We start from the raw sequence: 24,747 nt of genomic DNA on the forward strand, positions 1-24,747 counted from the left end.
TTGTTAGTTATTTAGTTTTTAGGTATTCTAATGCATTCTTTGTTATAGTCTCAATATTATCCTGATAGAGGTTTGTTCCGTCGTTTTGATTCCATTCAAAAGCACCTATTCCAATAGCAATAGCAGTGCCCTCAAATTCGGCTTTTGGCATTGCTTCAAAATTAGCCATCATCCAATAATCTCTAATGCCATCCCAAACTCCAAGAATTCTAAGTTTTGCGTCATTAAATAAATTCGCATACACCTGCTCATTAGCATTGCCTATACCATAATAATCTCCTATCCATAACACGAAATTATGATCCTCTCTGTATCCTGGCCCTATTAATGGAATGATTTTACGCTCATCTGGTTGTATAATATCTAATCCTTGATAAACCGGATGAGTGCTTTCATCATGCACAAGACCAATATTTATCCCAACAGACCATGTGTCTCCATTAGAAAATCCAGCACCTGCTCCTTTAAGTTTCCCTATATTATCTGTAATTCTTCCAATGGTCCATAAATATTCAATAGCATGGGTATTAAGTAAAAGACCACCACCATTAGCATGAAAATTAGTAATTGCAGAAACCACATTTGATGTTAACGCTTCAGCTGGAAGTTCTGGGTTGTTATCATCTTTGTCATAATGCCACCAAAGCACTCTAAAATCGCTTAAATCTTTTCCTGCCTCTAGATCTGCAAATGAGATATATTCCGCATCCGGATAATTTTTGAAAAGCCATGCAGCTGATGCCATTTCATCATCATCACTAATTGAAGCAACATCTGCTGCTAAACCTAGATAACCTATTTTAGTTTTCCCAACCTTAAAAATTAAGTTTCTAGATGGTGATTCTTGATTTTGTGAATTAATCGTGTTTATTCTAAAACTATATTCTCTAAGCTCAGCATTTTCAAGTGTGTATGTTGTAGCATTACTAGGCAAATCAATCACTTCAGAACCATCAATTGTTAATTTTATACCAGTAATATTGGTGTCTTGGATACCCCAGGTCAAAATAACGTTAGTTTCTTCTTGTGTGCCAGCAAAATTTAAAACTGGTTGTGGTCCTTCTCTGGTTAAGCTAACTGTTTCTCCTAACGAGAAGTTTCCTGTATCATTATCTTTTAATTTTAGAGTAAAAAAGTATTCTATATTAACTTCACGAATTTCAAATTCATAACTTGATTTTGAAAAATCGAGTAATTCCAATCCGTTGTTGTGTTTTAATACTGTCGTAACATTTCCTGTATATGTTGGATTACTCCATGTTACGGTAGCAATATCACCAACTAATTCAACATTTAAATTTTCTACTGAAGGAACTATAGCATCAGCAGCAGCTTCTATTTCACGATCTTGAGAGCATGAATAATTTATAATAATAAATAAGCTTAGTATTGTTATCTTTATTATGTTTAATGTATGTTTCATAATATTATTTTTTAATAGATTAATTATATCCTTTATTTTGTTTGTAAACGTCTTGACTGAAATTAATTTGTGCCTGAGGAATTGGACAGTATTCTTCTACGCCAGAGTTGAAATTTGCACCTTCATAATACTCTACTTCCTCACTTTCCTCTAAGTAGTATTTATTAAGAGTCTCTTCTGCAATTCCCCATCTAACCAAATCAAAGAAACGACTACCTTCCATGGCAAACTCTAAACGGCGTTCCCACCTTAATGCTTTTCTTGCAAACTCTTGGGTCCATGTACAGTTAACGCCATCTATATATGGACTTATATTTAAATTTGTTGCATAACCAATAAAGTTTGTGCTCTGCGAAGCCCTACTTCTTATTTGATTGATTATAGGTAAAGCTTCATTGTGCTGCCCAAGTTCAATTAATGCTTCAGCTCGCATCAGTAAAACATCAGCATATCTAATTTGAATTCTGTTTTTTGAGTTACCATAAAATGGGTCTATATTAACAAAACAACTTCCGCAGTTAGGGGACACATTTTCTTTTAATGAAGCAAAATAACCGTATGTGCTTGGGGTTCTATTCCAGCCTTCCATGTATATGTAGTCATTGTCGTATTTGAATGGTAAATTAGGTATGGCCACAGTATGATACAAACGAGGATCTACCTGTACATTATTTAAATTATCGTAGTCAACATTAGATTCATTGTAAGTGTCAAATAAAGGAACACCATTAGCATCTGTCTTAAAAGCATTAACTAAGTTTTGACTAGGCTTATGAAAATCACAACACCCTAAGCCTTGTGGCGTTGCCAATACATCAGAATAATTTAGCCTGCCATGCAACGTGTTATCACTGTCAGTAAACTGAATGGAAAAAACTGATTCTACCCCGTTTTCATATTCTCCTGGCAAGAAGTTATTTGCAAAATCCGACTCAAGAGCCCCCTGACCTAACACATTATTAGTAGCATCAATTACCATTTGTAATTTAGATGGGTTGATACCAGTTACATTATGGTTTTCATCTTGTTCATAAGCTTGATATAATCGCACCTTAGCCAAATAGGCATATGCAGCAGTTCTATTTGCTCTACCTATTTCCTGTTGAGACACTGGAAGTCCATCTTTTGCAGCTTCAAAGTCCATCGCAATCGCATCCCACAACTCATCATTGGTTAAATCTCTATTGGATATGGAACCGTATTCTTCAACCGGCACATCCTCAGTAATGTAGGGTACGTATTTGAACATTATCTTTAGCATAAAATAAAAATGTCCTCTTAAAAATTTCATTTCAGCAATCCTAGTTTCTTTCATAGGAAAATCGCTTTCACTAATACTTTCTAAATTTCTGATTGCACGATTAACTCTAGAAATGCCTATATAGCTATTAAACCAGAATCTATCTAACTCTCCAAAGTCCGTACGTATATTTTCAGATATTTCAAAAAAATGAAATACTTGGATATCATTAGGTCCACTGCCTCCTTTGTAGGCATCATCAGACCTTACATTTCCATAAGGCCATAAACTGAATGGAATATCATAGTGATCGTTACCTAATGCCGCATAAGCTGCAGTGGCAAAACCATCAATATTTTCTGGAGTTACTAAATCTTCTTCAGATAAAACCGATCTTGGACTTTCTTCTAAAAAATCGGAACATCCATTAGCCGTAACTAATAGAATAAGTCCAAATAAATATTTTATATTCTTCATGATTAATATTTTTATTGTTTAAAATGTTATGTTAAAACCAAGGGTTGATGTTAAAGGTAATGGGTATCCAAACCCAGCATTTTCAGGATCAACACCAGTGAAACCAGAAGATGTTATTGTTAACAAATTCTGAACCCCTAGGTAAATTCTAAATTTGTTAACTGCATACTTATCCAAAATAGTTTTAGGTAAAGAATATCCCAATTGAATATTTCTTAACTTAAGATAACTGCCATTTTCTATAAAATAGGTAGAGAAACGAGATTCAGCATTTGAATCAATAGTTGTCAATGCTGGTATAGTAGAATTGGTATTACTTGGTGACCAAGCATTTAAAAGACGAGAACCTTTGTTTGAACCAATATCATCTACACTCCAAAAATCTGTTTGATACTTTAGCTGATTTACAATATCAACTTCTCCAATACCTTGCCAAAACATAGTAAAATCAAAATCTTTATATTCCAGATTTATGTTAAAGCCATAGGCAAAATCTGCATATGGTACTCCTATCCATGTTCTATCGTCATCATTAATAACACCATTGCCATCTAAATCTCTATACCTAATGCGCCCTAAACCTTTTCCTTGTTGTTCAGCAGAGTTCAACACCTGTTCATTAGTTGTAAACAATCCATCTGCAACATAACCATACATGGAATTTAACGGTCTACCTAAAATATTATCATCACCGCCATTGCCACCATAATTATTTTTCACCTCCTCTGGAAGCTTGGTTATTTTATTTTTATTGGAAGAAATATTTGCATTGATTTCATAAGTAAAACCTCCCGAAGTTTCATTTCTATAACCTATTGAAAATTCAAGACCTTCATTCTCCATGCTGGCGCCATTTACCCATCTATTTCCACCTTCACCAATTGCTGCTAGATACGGTGGTAAAACCAAAATATCTTCTGTTTCTTTTTTGTAATAATCTATTGAACCATAGAGTTTTTGATTAAAAAAACCAAAATCAAGACCAAAATTTGTTTGAGTAGTAGTTTCCCATTTTAAGTTGTCATTACCAATTTGAATTGATCTAAACCCTGATGGTAACAAACCTGTTCCTTGCCCAAAAATATCATAAGCAGTTCCATAAGAAGTTGACCATGTTGGATCCCCTCCAGCATAATCTGCAAGATATAATGAATAGATAGCACTATTATCTATTTCTTGATTTCCAGTCTGCCCCCATCCCATTCTTAATTTTAAATCAGATATTTTGGAGAAGTTATCTTCTATAAATGTTTCATTACTAATTCTCCAACCTGCGGAAAATGCTGGAAATGTTCCAAACTGATTATTCTTTCCAAACCTTGACGACCCATCATGTCTTATGGTTGCAGAAAATAGGTACTTTCCATCAAAATCATAACTTATTTTTCCAAAATATGACAATAAAGTATATGCTGTGGCTGACCCAGTATTAAACTTTTCTCCAGTTGCAGCATCTGGGAACATAAAGTCAGGAGTTTCAATGGTAAAATCTTCAGCTCTTAAAAAATGATTTTCAAATTTATCCTTAAACATTTCTGTACCAATAAAAGCTTCTATGTTATGCTTTTTTAAATTAATCTTATAATTTAACGTATTAGTCCATGTAAACTTGGAGCTTCTAAAGTTCTCAATGTTAACTGCATTTTGGTCATTCCTTAAATAACCTGACTCATAACTAAACTGTAATGATCTTTTATAGAAATTGCTATAATCCAATCCATAATTAGTTTTGAAATTTAAATTTTTTGCGAGTTGCAGATTAGCAAAAACGTTACCAAATAATCTATGATATTCATAACCGTTATATTTATTGGCATCCAACAAACGTACAGGGTTTTGTCTATCATTCATACCTCCAACTGGGCCACCCCATCCTTCACCATCAACAGTTCTTACTGGAATAATAGGAGATGCTTTCAACGCTAAATCTAATACTCCAGGGATTTGAAGTTCTTCTGTTTTATTTATAGATAAATTCTCGCCTATTTCAAGTTTATTATTAAAAAGTTTGAAGCTGGTATTTAGACGTGCAGAAATACGTTCAAAATTTGAATTCTTTACAATACCTTCATTATCTAAATATCCTATTGAGAACAAATAATTTCCTTTTTCAGTTCCATTGGAAACATTTAAATTATAAGAATTAGCAATCCCTGTTTGTGATATTTCATCATACCAATCTGTATCAGCTGACTTTAAAGTTTGTTCATCATCCAAAAACTCCGGGACTGAAATAAAATCCAATACAGCATTATTATCTGAGTCAAAACTCCAATCAAATTGATAACTCAAATTGTTATTATTAGGATTTAATCCATCATTTATATTGGCTTGCCAAAGCACTTCTCCGTATTCTTTAGAATTTAAAACATCTAGTCTATTAGCATAAGAAGATGCTGTTAGGAATGAACTAAATTCAATCCTAACCCTTCCACTTTTACCTTGCTTTGTCGTTATAATAATGACGCCATTGGATGCTCTTGACCCATAAATACTCGCAGAAGAAGCATCTTTTAAAACCTGTATGGAAGCTATATCATTAGGATTTAACTCATGCATACCAGATTTTGTAGGTACACCATCTATAACAAATAGGGGTGATGTATTATTTAGAGTTCCAACACCACGAATTAATATGGCTGTATTTCCCCCACTAGGTGATCCATCTGTGCTAATTTGAACCCCAGGAATCCGTCCTTGTAATGCTTTTATTGGGTTTGGTTCAACTTGTTTATTAAGTTCTTCCATATCCACTACCGCCACAGCACCAGTAATGTCTGCCTTCTTTTGGCTTGAATACCCAACAACTACAATTTCATCTAACTCATTTTTATCTATTTCTAACTTAATGTTAATTGTTTTTTGCCCATTTACTGGAATATTGACTGTCTTATAGCCTATATAACTAAAAACCAATATCGCATTTGTATCAATATTTTCCAACACATAATTACCATCAAAATCTGTAGCAGCTCCTTGCGTAGTGCCAGATACAATAACAGACACTCCGGGTAGAGGCATTCCGTCCTCTTGTGAGGTAACAGTACCTTTTACCTGAGCTTGTGCCCAAACGCTCATAAGAGCAAATACAGGCAGAAATAAAAGTTGTTTTAATTTCATTTTAATTTAATTTAGTTAATATTTAGTTTGTGAATTTCAATGCTGCCAAGAGTAAACTCTTGGTCTTTAGATTCTATACTTAGTTTTTCGAATGGAGAGTTCGGAAAAAATATTTCTGTCATTACTGTTTCTCCATTATCAAAAAATAATTCAATTGATGTTTTATCGAGGATAATTGTACCAAACAAATCTGGATTTAGCGATGTTCGTTTAACCATGGATAAACGATTTGCAAACTTTTCTGAAAATTCAGTTTTGCCAGATTTACTTCTATCTAAAAAAAAGTTTTTATTACTATTATCATAACCGAAAGCCAAAGTATCCCCTTGTATATTTGTAAGCTTAAAGGTGAAACTACTGTTTTTTAAGTCTGGAATTTGAAAATAAATTTCTGCACTTGATAAATTGATTGACTTTGAATCAATAATTTTGGTACTTCCATTTATTGTTACTGATTCCATTTCAAGTTTAGTGCCTCTATAATTGGTTAGCTCCTTAACAGGTTTAAACAAAAGTTTATAACTAGAATTTACTTTTTGAAGTTCAACTGTCCTTGCCACCGTCATAGCACTTCTCCATGTTTCAGTTGGTACTGCATTGGCATATTCCCAGTTAGACATCCATCCCATAAATAATTTTCTACCATCCGCATCTGGGATATTGGCCCATGTAACTCCTGCATAATTATCTCTTCCATAATCTATCCAAATAGATTTGTTCTCTTTTTTATTTAAGTCATTCTTAAATGATGGATCTATTTTAAATTGTTTACCATCAAAATCGCCCACAAAGTACTGAGTGGCACTTCCGCCATTTGGACCACCTGGATTAATACTAACTAACAGCACCCATTTAACCTCATTTGTTCCTTGAACTTTCAAGGGAAAGAAATCTGGACATTCCCAAACACCACCATGTCCGCCTATACCAGTACCAAAATCCGATTCCTGTTTCCAATCTTTTAAATTTTGAGAGCTATAAAACATAATTTTTTGCCCAGCAGCCAATACCATTAGCCATTTTTCGTGAATTGAATCCCAAACCATTTTAGGATCTCTAAAATCTCTTATTCCTGGATTTTTAATTACTGGGTTTTCAGAATATTTGATAAAAGTCTGACCTTCATCTAAAGAATATGCAATAGCTTGAGATTGATAATTTGTCTTTCCTGCCTTTTCAGCATCCATGTCATGATATGTAAACATAGCTATTATAGGCACAATACCATCTTTGGAAAACCCTGAACTGTTATTAATATCTACTACAGCACTTCCTGAAAAAATATACCCTTTTTCATCTGGGTATATTGCTATAGGCATTTCTTTCCATGTTACCATATCTGTACTTATGGCATGCCCCCAGTGCATAGGCCCCCAAGTATTTCCATTTGGATAATGCTGAAAATATAAATGATAAAACCCATCTTTATAGAACATCCCATTTGGGTCATTCATCCAACCTTTTTTAGGTGTAAAATGAAAGTTTGGGCGATAAAGATCTTCTTCTGAATATGTTGTTTTATCTGATTTGTTTTCTGTAATTTGACTTTCTTCTGTCTTATTTTTACAACTAACAAATAATGATAACAACAAAATAGTTATGACAAATTTTGGATTATTAATACGTTTCATAGGCTTATATATTTCGTTCTTTAATTAGTTTATTGCTTAATTCTTCCAGAGATACTCCTTTAGTTTCTGGCATCATAAAAATCACAAATAGTAATTGTAGTACCATCATTATGGCAAAAATCAAGAATACCATGCCTGCTCCAATGGTAGAAAATAATATGGGGACCAAAGAAGGCACAACTGCTGCCAGCACCCAATGCACTGAACTACCAAATGATTGCCCAAAGCCTCTTAGATGGTTAGGGAAAATTTCTGAAATAAATACCCATATCACAGTTCCTTGTCCTATAGCATGTGATGCTATGAACATGAACAGTAATATGGGTACAATGCTACCTTCCCAACTAAAAAAAAAGGCAGCAGAAACTAGACTCAATGAAATTATATAACCAAATGAACATATGTACATTAATTGTTTTCGTCCTAATCTGTCTATTAGAATAATACCTAACAGTGTAAAAATCATATTGGTAACTCCTATTCCTATACTACTTAATAAGGCTGTACTTTCACCAAGACCTGCTTCTTCAAAAATTCTTGGAGCATAATACAATAATGCGTTAATACCTGATAGTTGATTAAAGAAAGCTATTAAAAAAGCCAAAATCAAAGGGAATCTATATTTTTTAAGAAATATATTTTCGTTAGGCACGGTGTTTTCCATCTCATCCTTAATCTCTAACATGAGCTTTTCTGGATCTTGATCTGGATTAATAATTTTAAGTACTCCTATAGCTTCGCTATTTCTAAATTTGGTAAGTAACCAACGTGGGCTTTTGGGAATTGTTAAAGCAAATATTGTGTAAATAGCAGCAGGAAAAGCTTCGACACCTATCATCCAACGCCAAGCGTTTTCGCCCACATTATTTAATAAGTAATTTGATAAAAAGGCTATAAGAATACCAAATACAATGTTAAATTGATAAAGACCCACTAGTTTACCTCTATCCTTCGCTGGCGCAATTTCAGATATATATGCTGGTGCCGCAATAGTTGAAGCTCCTACGCCTAAGCCTCCAATAAATCTAAAAACAGCAAATGTCCAAGGGTCGTTTGCTAAACCAGAACCAATGGCTGAAATGGTATATAGTACACCTATCCAGATTAAGGTGTTTTTCCTTCCTAATTTATTAGTTGGTATTCCTCCAAAAAAGGCTCCAATTACAGTCCCCCAAAGTGCCATTCCTATAACAATAACACCGTGAAACATATCTGAAGAACCCCATAATAGTTGTAATTTTTTTTCTGCGCCCGATATAACTACTGTGTCAAATCCAAAAAGGAAACCAGCCAAAGCTGCGGTAATAGACCATATCAATATCTTTCTGTTCATGTGGTGTATTTAGTTTAGTTATTTGGGATTTTGATTTCCCAATGGCAATTTATGCAGCCATAAATGAAATAGGGTTAAAATTTGTTACATAGAATAAAAATTTAATAAAAAAAACACAACTACCTAAAAAACAATTAGTTACTAATTAAAAACATGTTTTAGAAGATACTTTTTTTACATTTCTAAAGTGGTTTTTAAAGAAATGTTACATAGAAGTAATAACAGGAAATTATAATATGATAAAATTTTGACCTAGATGTTATTGAACCCTCAATTAATCTTAATCAAAATAATAACTTACAACCCAAATAGCTCAAATAGTATTGAATATATAATTTGAAGTTAAAATTGGTTTATAACTTATCTCTGAAACGCTTAGGTGTTACCCCGAATTTGACTTTAAAACTGGTAGAAAAATAAGTCTGAGAAGAAAATCCTGTAGAATAAGCAATTTCAGAAATGGATAGATCTAAATTATTCTTTAGCATTTCCTCTGCTTTTTCTAATCTTATATTTTGGATATAATCACTAACTTTAATATCCAAAATAGCTTTTATTTTCCTGTATAACTGCACTCTTGATATTCCAAGTTCTTCAGCTAAAATTTCAACTGTGAAATTAGAGTTATCAAGGTTCACACCTATTATAGCATTCATTTTATGAAGGAAATCCTGTTCAGTTGCAATAAAATCATGGTTCTCATTTAACTTATGAATATTATTAATATAATAATATCTTAGTTTTTCTCTATTATACAATAAGGTTTTTACAGATTGGAACAGTATAGATAAACTAAACGGTTTAGTTAAATACAAGTCTGCACCTGACTCTAAACCTTTAATATATGATTCTTTATTGCTTAGTGCTGTTAGAATAATGGTTGGGATATGAGAAGTTCTTAAATCTTTCTTCAAAATTTCACAAATTTCAAAACCATTTTTAATAGGTAAGTTAACATCACAAATTATAATATCGGGGATGATTTCGAAAGCTTTCTCAATTCCATCATGACCATCCGATTCGTGTATCTCATATACTTGTGATAGTTTATTTCTTAAAAACTTTACTAAATCAGAATTATCTTCAATAATCAAAATACTAAATCTCTCGCTTTCATTTTTATTGAGGATTATAGGTGTAAAATCATCATCATAATCTGTAATAAAATTTAAATTAGGACTTTCAAGGTTATCGGATTCAAAAACAATTTGATTACTATTGAGGTGAGTTCTATCTTTATAAAGCACTATAATTATCTCAACACCATTATTAGACTTGATTTCAATCTTTCCTTTATGAAGATCAATAAACTCTTTAGAAATATGTAATCCAATACCAGAACTAAGATTATTATTATTTGAACCTTGAAAAAAGGGTTTGAAAACATTTTTTAGTTCATTTTCTGGAATACCTATTCCTGAATCTTTAAAATGAATATTGACAAAATTGGTAGTCTTATTATCTATAATATCAATAGAAATTTTCCCATTATTTGGGGTAAATTTAAAGGCATTTGATAACAAATTAAAAAACACCTTATCCATTAGATTTCTATCTATGTAAACAAGCAAATCTTCATTATTACTATGTATTTGAAAATCTATATTACGCTTTATGGCTTCACGCTCAAAATCCCTATAGATACTATTAGTAAAATTGAAGATATTTGTTTCTGAGGCTCTTAAAATAAATTTTCTGTCTTCAACTTTTCTAAAGTCCAATAATTGATTAATTAGTCTAAGTAATCTCTTGGAATTATTAAAAATTAAACCCAATTCGTTTTTTAGTTTAAAATCTCTCTTAATATTATCTTCAATTATGGATTCAATAGATGATAAAATAAGAGTAATTGGTGTTTTAAACTCATGCGATAATCCTGTAAAGAAATTTAACCGAGCATCATTACTGGTCTTTATCTGATCTCTTTGAACTAGAATCTTTTTATTGCTTATTTCTAATTGGCGTTTTTTTCTTCTAATCAAACTCCATGAATAAATAGTAAGTATTATTAAAAATATACTAATGATTAACAATCCTAGAACCAATTTCAATGTTTTATTTTGCGTGGTATATGTTTGTTCTTGTTTTTTTATTTTTTCTTGTTGAATTTCTATGTCATTTTGATGTTTATTAATTTTATCATACTGATTTTTCATAATTTCAGCATTTCTATAATCAATTACGGTGGTACTCAATATATTGTTTTTGGGAACCTTTTCTTTTCTCAAAATTTTTATGGCAATTTTTATGGCTTCATCACCACCTGTTGGATATAATATAGTTGCAGCCAATATCCCTTTTTGTACTAATTGAATACCATTATTTTCACCATTTAAACCATCTACACCAATAAATTTGATAGTTTTTTCAATTCCTTTAGATTTAAAAATTTTCCAAGTATTGTAAGCAATTCCATCATTAAATGCGAAGACATAGTTAATTGGTTTCACATTTAAAGAATCTATGATTTGAGGTATTCTTCGGCCAATATCTCCATCTTTAATACTACAACAAACAGTTATATTTGGCTCATTGTTAACTACTTGATTAAACCCAGAATGTCGTTCTATAACTGGTGAAGAATCATCACCTCCTCTTAATTCTAAAACATTGATTTTTTTTTCATTTTGTGAAGCTATATAATTTGCGGCAGTACGACCAACGTCAATGTTATTGGCTCCAATATATGCTGTGAATTTTTGTGAATTAATTTTACGATCTACAATAATAATAGGAACCCCTTTATCATAAGCTTTTTCAATTATTGGAACTAATGGTTCTGAACTTAGAGGAGAAACAATAATTACATCAAAACGATTACTTATCATGAACTCAATTTGTGATTTTTGAAGTTCTATATTTCCATTAGCTTGAAAAATATTTAAATCTATTTCTTCATTTAATGAAGCTTCCACTTTCATTTCATGATCCATTGATTTTCTCCAATCATCAGTACTAATACATTGCGAAAATCCTATTTTGTACTTTTTTGGTTCTGAACCTTTAGAACATCCTAAAATTAAAATTACAGCTATAAGAAAGATTGATTTTGAAATATTTGACAAGTTAATCTCTTTCATTTTTTTATTATGGTATGTTTATCGAATGTAAAAAATATTTAGTGGAACTATTCCCTGATATTTATTTTATTCGAAAATTAATAAAAGTATTTTTAACACTACCCCTTTTATATTGACAATTATGAATCATAACATCTAAAAAGATGTTTAAAAAAACAATAAATTGTTAAACACTTTTTAGATAGCTCCGTAAATTATTGAACAAAAACCAAACAACAGGGCAATTATAAAAACCACCACCGCCCAAGTAGGATAAATTTTAGCCTCCTTAATTTTATCATTAAAGCGGCTTTCAAAACCTTCTATCATGCTTTTATGTGTCGTTATTTCTTTTTGATGGTCAGCAAAGAGAGTTTTATATTCCGACATATCCATTTGGATTTTCAGGTCATTTAATTGCTGGCTGATTGATTCCAATTTTTCAATGTTCTTATTAAATTCATGAAGCTCGTTGACCAATAAAGCAGATAATTCTTCTAGTTTTGTCATGATTATCCTGTTTTATTTAATAGCCTATATCCATCCCTTTGATGGCTTTTTTAATAATGAACTTGGTGATTTTAAGAGCCAAACTCGGTGTCAAATCAACCACCTTACTAGCTAGTGTGACGCTTACATTGTTTTCCTTTAATATTCTTGCCCCGTGGATACCTGATATCTGTTTTCCAATATTACCAAGAGACATATTACGATGTACTTCGCTACCTTTTAAGTTATGACCATCAAATTCAAACCGAAAGCCCTGTAGCTTGTTTTGATTATTAATGGTCGGGATGACCTTAACCCCATTTACCTGCATGGCTTTTACATAATCATCAAAGGATTTGGGCTGGAACTGTTTCATGGTCAGATCATGCCGCCGCTTGATTTCAGTTCGTATTTCCTTTAGATTGAACTCCTTTTCAAATTGGATCTGTTTTACGGTGGTCAATCCCATGTGTTCCGCAGTTTTCTCAGCAGCCTGTTGACTCCGTTTCCCAATAAAGCTATCGTTATAGGCAGCCCCTCTAAAATCAATACGGTTGACGTATAGATGGATGTGCTTATGCTCTTTGTCCTGATGTACAAAGGCGATGGCTTGTCGTTCCCCCAATTTCATTTCATGTATAAAGCGTTTGGTAATGGCATGCAGCTCTTCCTTTCCCAACCGTTTGCCATCTTGAATGGTCGGACTTAAAACAAAAGACAAGGTGTTTTTTGTACAATGGTAATTTTGGTCCTGGAGCATTTTGAACTCTTGGGTGATTTCTTTGGGTGTATCACCATGCAGAAATTCTTTGAGGACCACTTCAGCATCCTTTTCCTGATTCCATCCATAGGACATGGATGCCATGGTGTGTGATATGCTTTTGCCTTTGCCTATCATGGTTGAAATTTTTTAAGATGTTTCTTGATGTCATTTGCTAAATCATATACTTCTTGGGTAAGCTTCGGATTTCGTTTTTTGTACATGTTTCCAATGGACTTAAAATTATTGTGATATTTAATAAGCATTTTATATATTTCAATATGTTCATCTGAAAATCGTTCCGTGATTTCCTGACCAAATAAGCTACGTCGGATATATTCGCTTAAGGTCAATCCACTACGACTTGACTTTACTTTTAGCAGCTTTTTTTCATATACGGAACATCGAAACTTAACGAGGTCACCTTTCCCCTTAAACACTTTTTTTACTTTGCGACCAAGGGGAGCAAACGAGAATGTGTCCACAGGCACACATCTCGAATTCCTACCCAAAAGCTTTTCGTTTTCCGATAGATCTTTTTCCAAATCAAGTTCCAAACTATCAGATTGACCGAGTACTTCAGTAGGAATCTTTAGTGTCCGTGTTGTTTCTTCTTTAAAATAAAAATCATTTTCATCTTCCTTTTTCATGGCTTAATAGGTCGTTTAAATCTTTATGGTTTTCATATCTATTACTTTTATCCAAAACATGATTGTGCTTATCAATTATATACTTGGTAGCCTTAAGTCCAGCTGCATCCCTATCCAAATAAAGGTGTACCAAATCATATGTTTCAAAATATTTTTCAGCGTCCCTAATAAAAGCCAGGGAATTTAAAACGAGTATATCCGAGGTGTTCAAAAGTTTTGTATCCAAAGTAGCCAAGGACAATAGGTCAAACATTCCTTCCAATAGAATTAGTTGTTTGTTTTTGTTTTGAATGATTGTATAGGATTTTGGGCTACTACTATTTTTAAAAAGCCTGTTTCTTAATTCCCAGCCGCTTTTATGGTTCTTTAAGCCCACAGCAAAAAACGTTTTATCCCTATAGTTATACCATACTTCTTTGCAATAGGTTTTGGCAACTATTATGGGTATACTTCTTAAACTTAAATATTGGAGCAGGGCAAGATGTTCTAATTCCTTCACTTCTATAATTTGAATCTGGTATTCCAAGGTATTGCCAAAGGGGTGCCGTTTGATAGAACCGATAGCATTATCATCATCTAAAAAGGACAGCGCTTCTTTTATTGTACATCTTAAAATCCTGCATACCAAATCAATTACATTACCACCTACACCTTCGCCGTGGTCGTACCATCTGTTTTTAGTTCTGGAGACTTTCAAAGAGGCTTGGGTTTCTGACCGAAATGGACTCAGAAACCAAGCTTCTTGTTCCGTTGTGCGATTGGGAAAGTGCCCTAATTTTTCCAGTGCTTTTTCCACTGGAAAATTACGGGCTGTTTCACAATTTATTTTTCTTTTCATAAGCCAATGTGTTTTTAGGTGTTATTTTGATGATATGATGACAGCAACCTCTAAACCCTTATCCTTACTGGGTTTTCCTTGTCATCATTTTGTCATCACATCATCATTTAAGTGTTTTTTAATCGTTTTTCCGTCATCATTATTTTTTTTGATGACAGTTTGATGACGGTTTGATGACAGCCTTAGCCCTTATAAACAGTGGTGTTAGCTCATTCCGTCATCGTGTCATCAAAATTTTTGGTCAAGAAATCCTTTTTCACCGTAAAATAGCGTCCTTTTCCATCTGTTAGATTGATATCTCCATCACTCCAAATGACCATTTTTTGATATTTATTCGAATTGGATTGGTTAGTAAGTTTCCAATCTATTTTCAGCAATTTTCGAAGCTGCGTCAAATCTGTTTTCACCCGTGTCTTGTTCAGAACGTAAAGGGCATCTATGGGGCAGAGGTGTACTTCGTTCAAATCAAATTTTTCAATCACGCTGATCAGAATACTTGCCAGTTCCTTTTCAACCCGGTTGCGGTTATTCTGGACCAACTTTATCAAGGCCGCTGTTTTGATTTGTTGGGCCGTAAACCACATCCGGGTTAAGTGCCTTGAATGTAATTTTCTGTTTGTTAGATAATAAAGGAAAGCAGGTATCTCTTCAACCAGATTTTCAAGAAAGTCGGTTTGTTCTTTTTCCACTGATGGTATCTTGATTACCCAAAACCGGGTTTCATTGGCATCTATCTTTATAAAACTATCTTCATTGTTACTGCACAGGATAAACTTGCCAAAGAACTCAACTTCACGCTTATCCTTGCCCTTGGCCTCCAATTTATTGATATTGGTGGTACTTAGGTATTTGATGCGTTCCGTGAGCTCTTCCTTATTGAACAGAACTTCATCGATGCATATCAACAGCTTGTTTGCCCAATCGGCATTGAACTGGCTGCTAAAACTGTCATTGGTCAAATAGGTCAGGTTGTTCTCAAAGATTTCCTTGAGCCATTTTAAAAAGGTACTTTTTCCCGTGGAGCGTTCCTTGGAGACCAAACATAATATGGGAAGTACTTGGATGGGTTTTAGATATAACAATTGGAGGTAGTCCAATCCCAGTTCGTAATGCTTTCCAAAAATGTGTTTTACGAATTTGAGGGACAACGTAATATTTCCCTCTTTGGGCGCTTTACCCAACGGGGAATAGATATTATAGAACCCTAAATATTCCTGTTTGAAATCTACATGGCTTGGAATACAGGTAAAGCCATCATATTTTGGGATTTTGCTTAAGTGGTCTTTGCCATGGTCCTGTTTGATGGTCTCCATGTTCCAATGCACCAAGATTTCATTGAAGTGACCAGCTATAGTTGGGGCTTTCACGCGTTTATAATAGGACGTTCCCACACGTATATAAGGTATCTGTTTCATAAGAAGTGTTTATGCCATGAGAAATCACAGCAGATTGTTAGACCGTTTGATTTTGTCTTAAAAAAGTTTAGACATTCTTTTTTGCTAGATTACCTGCTTGGTTGTTGTCCTTTATTTTTAGTTCGGGTTCTCGCTTATGTTGGAGTAACCAATCCACAAGTTTCTTTTTATCAAAAAAAACCATCTTACCATTGGGTTTGGAGTGTGGAATTTTTTTAGAAGCTGTGAGTTTGTAAAGATAACTTCTGGATATGCCCGTATAATCACTGGCTTCATCAAAGGTCAATACCTCTTTACTTCCTATGAGTAGTTTTTCTAAACGATCCAATCGTTCAAGAATTAAAATAGTGTCCATTTTTATTGCTTTAGGTTAATAAAATGAACAAAAGCGCTTTTGTTTTCCCTTATGGGATTATAGAAATAAAGGTAGAAAACGTGGCTATTGAAAGAAAAAAGAATTTCAATTAGTTATTCACAACTAATTATAAAACAACAAATTAGACCATATACCATCATAAGATTATTCTCTATTTTTTTTTGATGTTATATGATATCAAATGACATCAAACTAAATATCAGAAAATGACCGATTTGAGGGTGTTTTGAGTTATTAACAATGGAATTCGAGGATTTTTGTAAATAATGGAATAGAAAAACGCAGATTTACTATTAATTTCTATTGTGGCATTTATAGTTACCCATTATTTTATTGATTTATTAGAGTTTGTTTGTTTTACTCCACTCATTTTTATCCTCAATGCATTCATATCCTCACTTACCTTTTTATCAAGAATTTTGGCATAGTGCTGGGTAGTTCTTAATGATTTGTGACCAAGCATTTTGCTTACCGATTCTATTGAAACACCATTAGTAAGCGTTACAGTAGTTGCAAAAGTATGTCGTGCCAAGTGAAATGTTAAGTTTTTATTTATTTCACAGATAACAGCAATTTCTTTTAAATATGCATTCATTTTTTGGTTACTTAATACTGGTAGAACTTTGTCATCATCTATAATCTCAGAGAAATTTTGATACTTCTTAATAATATTATAGGCGCTTGGAAGAAGTGGAATGTTTATTTTACTATCTGTTTTAGTCCTTTTTGTATTAATCCAATATTCTCCATCAATTCCTAAAACAATGTGACTATTCACTAATTTTTTTACATCAATATATGCTAAACCTGTATAGCAACAAAATATGAAAATATCTTTGACTTGATTCAGTCTTTCAATTCTGAAATCCTTTTCAATCAGGGTTTGAATTTCTTGTTCCGTTAGAAACTCTCTATCTACAGTTTTGTACTTTGTTTTATAATGAACAAAAGGATCCTTTTTAATCCAACCATTATTATATGCGATCCTGACAATCTTTTTTAAATTTGAAATATATTTAAATGTGGTATTATGTCCACAATTTTCCGATGTTTTAAAATAATATTCTAATCTATTAATAAAGACATTGTCTATTTGATTCAATGCAATATCCTTAATGTTATACTCATTTAACAGAAACTTTTTTAAGTGATTTAACGTTGTTTTATATCTTATCAATGTATTTGGAGCAAAATCAATCCCTATTAGTTTTTCAACTTGGTTATTATGATTCTCAAATTCCTCAATCAGCATTTTAAATTTGGTCTCCTTTTCTAAAAGGGCATCACGTAATTTTTTAGATGTAATTGGTATTCCCTTGTCAATAAAACGCTGTTCGCATTGATATAATTTGTTTTTTATTGACGAAATATATCTATTGAGCTCCTGCGTTTCACTAGAGTTTCCCTTGGCTAAGCCTGTTTCATTGCTCCATCTAGCTGGGGTTATTTTGCGTCGAATACTAAATTCCGCTCGTTTACCATCAACCGTTATTCTTAAATAGATATTAGCCTTCCCAAGGCTATCCGCTTTACTCTTTTTAATGTAAAACAAAATTGATAATGAATTGTTCATCGGTGTCAGTTGTTATTTTAGACTTTAATATACTAAAAATTCAACAAACAATACTTTTCATAATTAACTGAAATACAAACGCTTATAAGCTATTCGGTGTCAGTTGAAAAATCAAATTTAGTGACACCGAATTAGCCCCTTTTTAAATGGTATTTTATGCTATTATATGACATCAAATAAAATTAAAAAGCCCGTAAATCATTGATTTACAGGCTTTTTATTATAATTTGGTGTTTAAAAAGTACTCAAGGTGGGAATCGAACCCACACTTCCGAAGAAACTGGATTTTGAATCCAGCGCGTCTACCAATTCCGCCACTTGAGCATTTAGACCGCAAAAATATATATATTTTCCATATAATTCATAAAAATACTCGACAATATACTTTTTAGGTTAAAATAAATGCATAAATTTGCACCTCGTTAAAAATAAAGTGCCGTTTTTGCGCTATAAAACAATAAGTTAACCATGCCCGACGCTATTACCGAAGCTAAAATTTTTACCTGTTCACAAAGCACAGGACTAGCTAAAAATATTGCTGCAGCCTATGGCACAAGTTTAGGAAATGTAATTACCTCAACTTACAGCGATGGCGAATTTCAACCCTCTTATGAAGAATCGATTAGAGGGACACGAATTTTCATTATAGGATCTACCAATCCGAGTTCTGAAAATTTAATGGAATTACTGTTAATGATCGACGCTGCAAAACGCGCATCGGCGAGACACATTACAGCAGTAATGCCATATTTTGGCTGGGCAAGACAAGATAGAAAAGATAAACCCAGAGTGCCAATTGCAGCAAAATTAATAGCTAAAATGCTTGAAGCTGCAGGCGCTACCAGAATTATAACAATGGATTTGCACGCCGATCAAATTCAAGGCTTTTTTGAAAAACCCGTAGATCATTTATTTGCATCTACCATTTTCCTGCCTTATTTAAAGAGCTTAAATCTGCCTAATTTAACCATCGCTTCGCCAGATATGGGTGGCTCAAAAAGAGCGTATGCCTATTCCAAGGCTTTAGAAAGCGATGTGGTTATTTGTTACAAACAACGCGCAAAGGCTAATGTAATTTCCCATATGGAACTCATTGGTAACGTGGAAGGCAAAAACGTGGTTCTGGTTGACGATATGGTAGATACAGCAGGAACACTAACCAAGGCAGCAGATTTAATGATGGAGCGTGGTGCTTTAAGTGTAAGAGCCATTTGTACACATCCTATTTTATCTGGTGACGCTTATAATAAAATAGAAAATTCAAAATTAGAAGAATTAATAGTAACAGATTCAATTCCCTTAACACAAAAAAGTAATAAAGTAAGGGTATTAACCTGTGCCGATTTATTTGCAAACGTTATGCATAAAGTGCATCATAATAAATCCATTAGTTCTCAATTTGTAATGTAAATTAATAATTAATATATAAATAGAAAAATGAAATCAATTACAATCAACGGATCTCAAAGAGAAAGCGTGGGCAAAAAAGCAACAAAAGCCTTACGTAATGCTGGTCAGGTTCCTTGCGTACTATACGGAGGAGACAAACCAGTGCATTTCTCTGCACCAGAATTAGCCTTCTCTAAACTTGTATACACGCCAAATGCGCATACAGTTGTGATTGAGTTGGACAACGGAGAAACTTTAAACGCAGTACTTCAAGACATTCAATTTCACCCGGTAACAGACAGAATCTTACACGTAGATTTCTATCAGTTATTCGAAGACAAAGAAATTGCCCTTAATATCCCCGTACAACTTGTGGGTAACTCAAAAGGTGTTAAAAACGGTGGTGTTTTAAGAAGAACCAACAGAAAGCTACGTATTAAAGCACTTCCAGCAAACTTGCCCGATTTTATAGAAATAGATATCACACCTCTAAAAATTGGCGATAAAATTGCAGTTGGCGATTTACCAACCGACGGGTACACTTTTTTACATAACGACAACACGGTTGTTTGTCGAGTAAGCACATCCAGAGTAGCTATCGAAGACGAAGAAGATGATGAAGAATTAGCAGAAGGCGAAGAAGCAGGAGATGTTCCGGCAACCGAAACCGACGATGCTGCTGCAGCAAAAGAATAAATTACTTTAAACATAATCCTTACAAGCATCCTGTTTCGTTCAGGGTGCTTTTTTTATGTTTAAAACTTGGGCGTTACCCTTGCCTTTCGACTCCGCTCAAGGTGGCAGGTCGGGCTTTCCGCTATATCTTTCTTGTGCTGAACTTGTTTCAGTATCTCATCAAGTTTGTTTCCCACATTGTAAAAAACGTTTTAAAACAAACTTTATGGTTGGTTAAGCACAAAAAAGGATGCCGCATCAATCCCTAACGCGGGCAAATCAGCCCAAAACAAAGTAACCACCCATATTTTGGCATGTTTATGTATTTTAGCTAAAAAATAAAAATAGCATGTGGCAGTTTTTATCAAACATATTTAAAAAGAAAAGCAAAACAGCACAACAAGATCCCATGAAAAAATTCTTAATAGTAGGTTTAGGAAATATTGGCGAAAAATATCAAAATACCAGGCACAACATTGGTTTTAAGGTTTTGGATTATTTTGCCGATAAAGAAAACTTGGTTTTCGAAACCAATAAACTGGGAGACATGGCGACATACAAATTAAAAGGCAGAACATTTATTTTCTTAAAACCCAATACCTATATGAATTTAAGCGGAAAAGCCGTTTTGTATTGGTTAACAAAAGAGAAAATCCCTTTAGAAAACCTACTGGTTATAACCGACGATTTAAATTTACCCTTCGGAAGCATCCGTTTAAAAACCAAGGGAAGCGATGGCGGACATAATGGACTAAAAGATATTCAAGACAAATTAAACACCGTAAAATACAACCGGTTTAGGTTTGGCATAAGCGATGTTTTTAGCAAAGGCCGGCAAGTAGATTATGTTTTGGGCGAATGGACCGACGATGAAAACAAAAACCTCAATGAGCGTTTAGAGAAATCCGTTGAGCTCATAAAATCTTTTGTGTTGGCAGGTGTTAACCATACCATGAATTCATTTAATGGAAAATAAAAAAGCTGTCTAAAATGTCTTTTTAATTTAATTGGTCAGGTTGAGCTTGTCGAAACCGATCTTGATTGTCAATAAGTTAAAATATTTGGACAAAGTTTGTGCTGAGTGCAGTCGAAGTACTCCGTATAACCAAGAATTAGACTTTTCAGTGTCAGTCCTTTTTTATGAATTGACTTTTATTTACTCAACAATTATCTTTTTAGTAGATGTTCGTAACCCATCGCTTACATTCAAAATATACATTCCAGATTGAACCTTGTTCAAATTCACTTTTTTATTAAAATCGCCAGCATCTTTGTAGGTGCTTTTATAAATTGTTCGTCCTCTTAAATCATAAACCTCAATATCAACATTACGAGATAGCGAGCTGTTCAGTTTTATGGTAAACTCGCCTATGTTTGGGTTGGGGAAAACCATGAAATTTTCAAACCCAAATTCTTCAACAGCTAACGATGCTTGCACGTTAAGTATATAATCCTCCACTTCGCCATCAAAACCATTTTCGCATGCCACAGGAATCCCTTCGCCATCCCATTTTGTAGATATGCGCATTAGGGTATTACCCAAAACAGCATCATTGGGGATTGTTATGCTTAATGCTGAATTTGATGTGACTCCATCAGTTACGTTATTGGCCGTTCCTAAGTCATAGCCTTCAGTAATATCATCAAATTCACAATCACGATTCCAATCCACCCAAACCGTAGTATTCGTCGTATAACTTCCTGCAGTGTTAACGTTTACGGTTAAATTGTAACTACTATTTCTATTTACATTTGTGGACATAGAAGTGTAATCAGAATAACCCGAAGGTTTTGTAGAAGCGTTATTAATGGCATTAAACTCTACTAAAGTAGTACTCGTATCAAAATCTGTATTCGCTACAGATGTACAATTGCCATTATAAAACGGAAGCGCAACATTTTTGTTTTTAGGAGAAGATACACTAGGTGTTCCCGTTATGGTTATGGTATAATCATTCTGCGGTACATCTAAATTGGAAACGGTCATGGTTACAAGCCCAGAAGAACTCCTGGTCGTTGGCGAAAAGGAAACGGTTGAAGCCCCGGGGTTTCCTGAAGCGCTAAACACCGTGTTTTCCGAAAAACCATTGGTAGCAACAAAATCAAAAGTAAAAGTAGCTGAGTTGTCGCTACAGGCAATAGGGCTTAGCGTTTCATTTACCATTAAAAAATCAGGATCTGTTGAAATTAAAAAATCAAAATCAGAAACATCATAGAAAATATTATCGGCAGCCTCTACTAATACTCTTGCTTCATCGGTATTGGCAACTGCCGGAACCGTAAAAGTGTACGATCCGTTATTGGGCACATTTGTAGCTATAGTTGTTAAAAATTTTTGGCCACCATCAGTAGATAATTTAATATTCACCGTTTGGCAATTTATAGTGCCGTTTGTTGTTTGCCCTTCTTCCCATTCTACCGTCTGGCTGGTACCTTGTGTCCATGCAACGGGGTTGTTTACCGTAAAAGGGGTCACATCTTCAACATTTATTTGCATTGTATCGAAGCTCGATTGTCCGCCAACAGCAGATGAAGGCGATCTATCTCTTACTGTTAGTGCCCAGTTTAAAGTTCTTGCTACTGTTGAAACGGTTTCCCAATCGCTCCCTAAAACAGGGTCTGTTTGGGTTGTGTTACCGCTAACTACACTCGAAAATTTAGGAATATATCTGTCGGCAAATCCAGTTGGAGGTAAGGACCTATTCATAGAACCACCAGGTAATGTTGGGCCAAAATTCTGATAATTTGTTACCCCGCTATCAATTTGTTCCCAGCAATAGGTAAGGTTATCACTCCCATCAGCATCGGTTGCAGCACCTTTTAAAACATAGGCTGTACCTTTGGGAATATTGTAATCGTTCCCAGCATCTGCAATTGGTGGGTTGTTAGTAATAGGTTCGGTAGTTTGGCAGCTTTTTGTGGCTAAATTATCCAGTATTTGCTTAATGCTATGGTAGTGGAAATAATCGTCGCTGTTTAGGGCAACATCATCAGCACCTGTAATTCCGGCATAACCCATTATAGTTGTGCCGCTGCCGGGTTCTGAATTTACTCCAGTTCCCTCCGTAGAAAAAGCCCATGTGTGGTTGGCCCCCATTTGATGGCCTATTTCGTGGGCTACATAATCAATATCAAAAGTATCGCCTTCCGGTATGCCGTTAGATGGAGAAGTAAAAGCACTGCCTTTGTTTTTGTCTGTTGTGCTGGCCGTATCGTCTCTACAAACACAACCAATACAACCCGCATTACCACCGCCACCAGAAGCGCCAAATAAGTGGCCAATATCGTAAGCTGAATTTCCAAGTACCGTGGTTAATGTGTTTTGAACTTGAAGGCTCCATCCGTTTAAGTTGTTTGAATTATCTGAGTCTGCACCTACATTCGCTTCAGAATAGGGGTCTGTAGCGGTATCTGTATAAACAACTAAGTTGTTATTTGGAATAAGCTCAAAAGTTACCGCCATATCAGTTTCAAAAACCTGATTTACCCGTGTTAAAGTAGCGTTAATGGCAGCAAGCGCATCGGCAACGGCATTTCCATTTCCTGGGATTCCATCATCGTGGTAGTTTGTATATTCAGCAGTGGTTGACACGGCTATTCTAAATTTTTGCAACGTTTGGTTATTCGCTCCACCTTCGTTGACTTTGGATTTACTCGATTTATTAAACGTCTCATTTAACTCATCAATGGTATTACATTCAAAACGGTCGGTCGATTTGTTTTTAGAATGTTTTGCATACAAAACATATTCATTACTTCCCTTTTTAACGGGTTGCATAAACACCGTTGGTTTATCAACATAAGATATCATGGTTTGAACACCCTGAGGGGAAACGCTCATACGCAATCGCGTTTTAGGGTCTTTAGTGCTCACCCCTAAATACGATTTAATGTTAGGGTATTTTGCGGTAAGCTCTGGTGAAAAAACAGGAGCTTCAAAAAGGCTAAAACTTTCAAGTTCCCCGTTTAAACCAGGAATACTAATTGTTTTAGCCGATGCCTTTTTTTGGGCGTTTCGTAACGGCGTAGATAATACCTCTTGGTGCAATAACGAAGCATTCAGTTCGAATAAATGAACGGTATCATTATTTAGATTAAGTTTTGTTAAACTTTCTGAGTTTTCAATATGCTCAATTTTTTTCCATGTCGTATTTTGGGCCGTAGCCGAAAATATAAACAAAAGTATTGCTATTGATAAAACATAATGTAGTTTTGTTTTCATAAACATTTTTTTCGAGCAATTTTTTTATCGGATTGCTAACAAATCTAATTTTTTAAGATGGGATTTGCAATTTTATT

At 34.0% G+C, this 24,747-nt stretch carries 17 protein-coding genes and 1 tRNA gene; 3 read left to right on the forward strand and 15 right to left on the reverse strand.

Annotation, left to right across the window (positions count from 1 at the left end; translation table 11 throughout):
* Positions 1 to 7 precede the first annotated feature (7 nt).
* The 14 genes from RNZ47_RS02355 to RNZ47_RS02420 form a co-directional block, all read right to left on the reverse strand.
* Positions 8 to 1,423 carry a DUF4960 domain-containing protein gene (locus tag RNZ47_RS02355; protein ID WP_311935787.1) on the reverse strand — a complete coding sequence of 472 codons (1,416 nt, stop codon included), beginning with the start codon at positions 1,421 to 1,423 and terminating at the stop codon, positions 8 to 10.
* Positions 1,424 to 1,442: 19 nt separating this feature from the next.
* Positions 1,443 to 3,140, reverse strand: coding sequence for a RagB/SusD family nutrient uptake outer membrane protein (locus RNZ47_RS02360; RefSeq protein ID WP_311935791.1), 1,698 nt, complete (start codon positions 3,138 to 3,140; stop codon positions 1,443 to 1,445).
* 18 nt (positions 3,141 to 3,158) lie between these two features.
* The gene (locus RNZ47_RS02365; protein WP_311935794.1) at positions 3,159 to 6,260 is read right to left on the reverse strand and encodes a SusC/RagA family TonB-linked outer membrane protein; all 3,102 of its coding nucleotides are present in this window, start codon (positions 6,258 to 6,260) and stop codon (positions 3,159 to 3,161) included.
* A gap of 11 nt (positions 6,261 to 6,271) precedes the next feature.
* Complete coding sequence (locus RNZ47_RS02370) at positions 6,272 to 7,891, reverse strand: glycoside hydrolase family 32 protein (protein ID WP_311935797.1); 1,620 nt, start codon at positions 7,889 to 7,891, stop codon at positions 6,272 to 6,274.
* A gap of 4 nt (positions 7,892 to 7,895) precedes the next feature.
* Positions 7,896 to 9,224: a sugar porter family MFS transporter gene (locus RNZ47_RS02375; protein WP_311935800.1), complete on the reverse strand. Its 1,329-nt coding sequence runs from the start codon at positions 9,222 to 9,224 to the stop codon at positions 7,896 to 7,898.
* Between the two features lie 353 nt (positions 9,225 to 9,577).
* Positions 9,578 to 12,304: a hybrid sensor histidine kinase/response regulator transcription factor gene (locus RNZ47_RS02380; RefSeq protein WP_311935803.1), complete on the reverse strand. Its 2,727-nt coding sequence runs from the start codon at positions 12,302 to 12,304 to the stop codon at positions 9,578 to 9,580.
* Between the two features lie 177 nt (positions 12,305 to 12,481).
* A complete protein-coding gene (locus RNZ47_RS02385) occupies positions 12,482 to 12,793 on the reverse strand; it encodes a DUF6730 family protein (protein ID WP_311935806.1) in 312 nt (103 codons plus the stop codon).
* Between the two features lie 16 nt (positions 12,794 to 12,809).
* Positions 12,810 to 13,670: a relaxase/mobilization nuclease domain-containing protein gene (locus RNZ47_RS02390; protein ID WP_311935809.1), complete on the reverse strand. Its 861-nt coding sequence runs from the start codon at positions 13,668 to 13,670 to the stop codon at positions 12,810 to 12,812.
* Positions 13,667 to 14,182 (reverse strand): mobilization protein MbpA, encoded by a 516-nt coding sequence (mbpA, locus tag RNZ47_RS02395; RefSeq protein ID WP_311935813.1) that lies wholly within the window; start codon positions 14,180 to 14,182, stop codon positions 13,667 to 13,669. The genes RNZ47_RS02390 and mbpA overlap by 4 nt, the downstream gene beginning before the upstream one ends.
* Entirely contained in the window at positions 14,166 to 15,020 is an 855-nt protein-coding gene (locus tag RNZ47_RS02400; RefSeq protein WP_311935816.1) for a DUF8464 domain-containing protein, read from the reverse strand. Before RNZ47_RS02400 ends, mbpA begins: the two co-directional genes overlap by 17 nt.
* Before the next feature lie 209 nt (positions 15,021 to 15,229).
* Complete coding sequence (locus RNZ47_RS02405) at positions 15,230 to 16,435, reverse strand: primase-helicase family protein (protein WP_311935820.1); 1,206 nt, start codon at positions 16,433 to 16,435, stop codon at positions 15,230 to 15,232.
* 67 nt (positions 16,436 to 16,502) lie between these two features.
* Positions 16,503 to 16,790 carry a helix-turn-helix domain-containing protein gene (locus tag RNZ47_RS02410; RefSeq protein WP_311935823.1) on the reverse strand — a complete coding sequence of 96 codons (288 nt, stop codon included), beginning with the start codon at positions 16,788 to 16,790 and terminating at the stop codon, positions 16,503 to 16,505.
* Positions 16,791 to 17,136: 346 nt separating this feature from the next.
* On the reverse strand, positions 17,137 to 18,384 hold the full coding sequence (locus tag RNZ47_RS02415; RefSeq protein ID WP_311935826.1) for a site-specific integrase: 1,248 nt from the start codon (positions 18,382 to 18,384) through the stop codon (positions 17,137 to 17,139).
* 242 nt (positions 18,385 to 18,626) lie between these two features.
* Positions 18,627 to 18,708: transfer RNA gene (locus tag RNZ47_RS02420), tRNA-Leu, on the reverse strand.
* 144 nt (positions 18,709 to 18,852) lie between these two features.
* On the opposite strand from RNZ47_RS02420, the gene RNZ47_RS02425 reads away from it, so the two are divergent.
* The 3 genes from RNZ47_RS02425 to pth all read left to right on the forward strand — a co-directional run bounded on the left by RNZ47_RS02425 (position 18,853) and on the right by pth (position 21,424).
* On the forward strand, positions 18,853 to 19,794 hold the full coding sequence (locus tag RNZ47_RS02425; protein ID WP_311935829.1) for a ribose-phosphate pyrophosphokinase: 942 nt from the start codon (positions 18,853 to 18,855) through the stop codon (positions 19,792 to 19,794).
* Between the two features lie 27 nt (positions 19,795 to 19,821).
* Positions 19,822 to 20,469 (forward strand): 50S ribosomal protein L25/general stress protein Ctc, encoded by a 648-nt coding sequence (locus tag RNZ47_RS02430; protein WP_311935832.1) that lies wholly within the window; start codon positions 19,822 to 19,824, stop codon positions 20,467 to 20,469.
* 388 nt (positions 20,470 to 20,857) lie between these two features.
* Positions 20,858 to 21,424, forward strand: coding sequence for an aminoacyl-tRNA hydrolase (gene pth, locus RNZ47_RS02435; RefSeq protein ID WP_376717808.1), 567 nt, complete (start codon positions 20,858 to 20,860; stop codon positions 21,422 to 21,424).
* Between the two features lie 180 nt (positions 21,425 to 21,604).
* Here the strand turns inward: pth and RNZ47_RS02440 are convergent, their stop codons facing one another.
* Positions 21,605 to 24,670 (reverse strand): reprolysin-like metallopeptidase, encoded by a 3,066-nt coding sequence (locus tag RNZ47_RS02440; RefSeq protein WP_311935837.1) that lies wholly within the window; start codon positions 24,668 to 24,670, stop codon positions 21,605 to 21,607.
* Between the last annotated feature and the right edge of the window lie 77 nt (positions 24,671 to 24,747).

The sequence above is a fragment of the Hwangdonia seohaensis genome (genome assembly GCF_031932625.1).
GTDB classification, from domain to species: Bacteria; Bacteroidota; Bacteroidia; order Flavobacteriales; family Flavobacteriaceae; genus Hwangdonia; species Hwangdonia seohaensis.

Excerpts from the sequence above, each read along its gene's own strand:
- RNZ47_RS02430 (WP_311935832.1), top strand. The coding sequence starts at position 19,822 with ATGAAATCAATTACAATCAACGGATCTCAAAGAGAAAGCGTGGGCAAA.
- RNZ47_RS02415 (WP_311935826.1), bottom strand. The coding sequence starts at position 18,384 with ATGAACAATTCATTATCAATTTTGTTTTACATTAAAAAGAGTAAAGCG.
- RNZ47_RS02365 (WP_311935794.1), bottom strand. The coding sequence starts at position 6,260 with ATGAAATTAAAACAACTTTTATTTCTGCCTGTATTTGCTCTTATGAGC.
- RNZ47_RS02380 (WP_311935803.1), bottom strand. The coding sequence starts at position 12,304 with ATGAAAGAGATTAACTTGTCAAATATTTCAAAATCAATCTTTCTTATA.
- RNZ47_RS02355 (WP_311935787.1), bottom strand. The coding sequence starts at position 1,423 with ATGAAACATACATTAAACATAATAAAGATAACAATACTAAGCTTATTT.
- RNZ47_RS02440 (WP_311935837.1), bottom strand. The coding sequence starts at position 24,670 with ATGAAAACAAAACTACATTATGTTTTATCAATAGCAATACTTTTGTTT.
- pth (WP_376717808.1), top strand. The coding sequence starts at position 20,858 with ATGAAAAAATTCTTAATAGTAGGTTTAGGAAATATTGGCGAAAAATAT.
- RNZ47_RS02400 (WP_311935816.1), bottom strand. The coding sequence starts at position 15,020 with ATGAAAAGAAAAATAAATTGTGAAACAGCCCGTAATTTTCCAGTGGAA.
- RNZ47_RS02385 (WP_311935806.1), bottom strand. The coding sequence starts at position 12,793 with ATGACAAAACTAGAAGAATTATCTGCTTTATTGGTCAACGAGCTTCAT.
- RNZ47_RS02425 (WP_311935829.1), top strand. The coding sequence starts at position 18,853 with ATGCCCGACGCTATTACCGAAGCTAAAATTTTTACCTGTTCACAAAGC.
- RNZ47_RS02375 (WP_311935800.1), bottom strand. The coding sequence starts at position 9,224 with ATGAACAGAAAGATATTGATATGGTCTATTACCGCAGCTTTGGCTGGT.
- RNZ47_RS02410 (WP_311935823.1), bottom strand. The coding sequence starts at position 16,790 with ATGGACACTATTTTAATTCTTGAACGATTGGATCGTTTAGAAAAACTA.
- RNZ47_RS02360 (WP_311935791.1), bottom strand. The coding sequence starts at position 3,140 with ATGAAGAATATAAAATATTTATTTGGACTTATTCTATTAGTTACGGCT.
- RNZ47_RS02390 (WP_311935809.1), bottom strand. The coding sequence starts at position 13,670 with ATGATAGGCAAAGGCAAAAGCATATCACACACCATGGCATCCATGTCC.
- RNZ47_RS02370 (WP_311935797.1), bottom strand. The coding sequence starts at position 7,891 with ATGAAACGTATTAATAATCCAAAATTTGTCATAACTATTTTGTTGTTA.
- mbpA (WP_311935813.1), bottom strand. The coding sequence starts at position 14,182 with ATGAAAAAGGAAGATGAAAATGATTTTTATTTTAAAGAAGAAACAACA.
- RNZ47_RS02405 (WP_311935820.1), bottom strand. The coding sequence starts at position 16,435 with ATGAAACAGATACCTTATATACGTGTGGGAACGTCCTATTATAAACGC.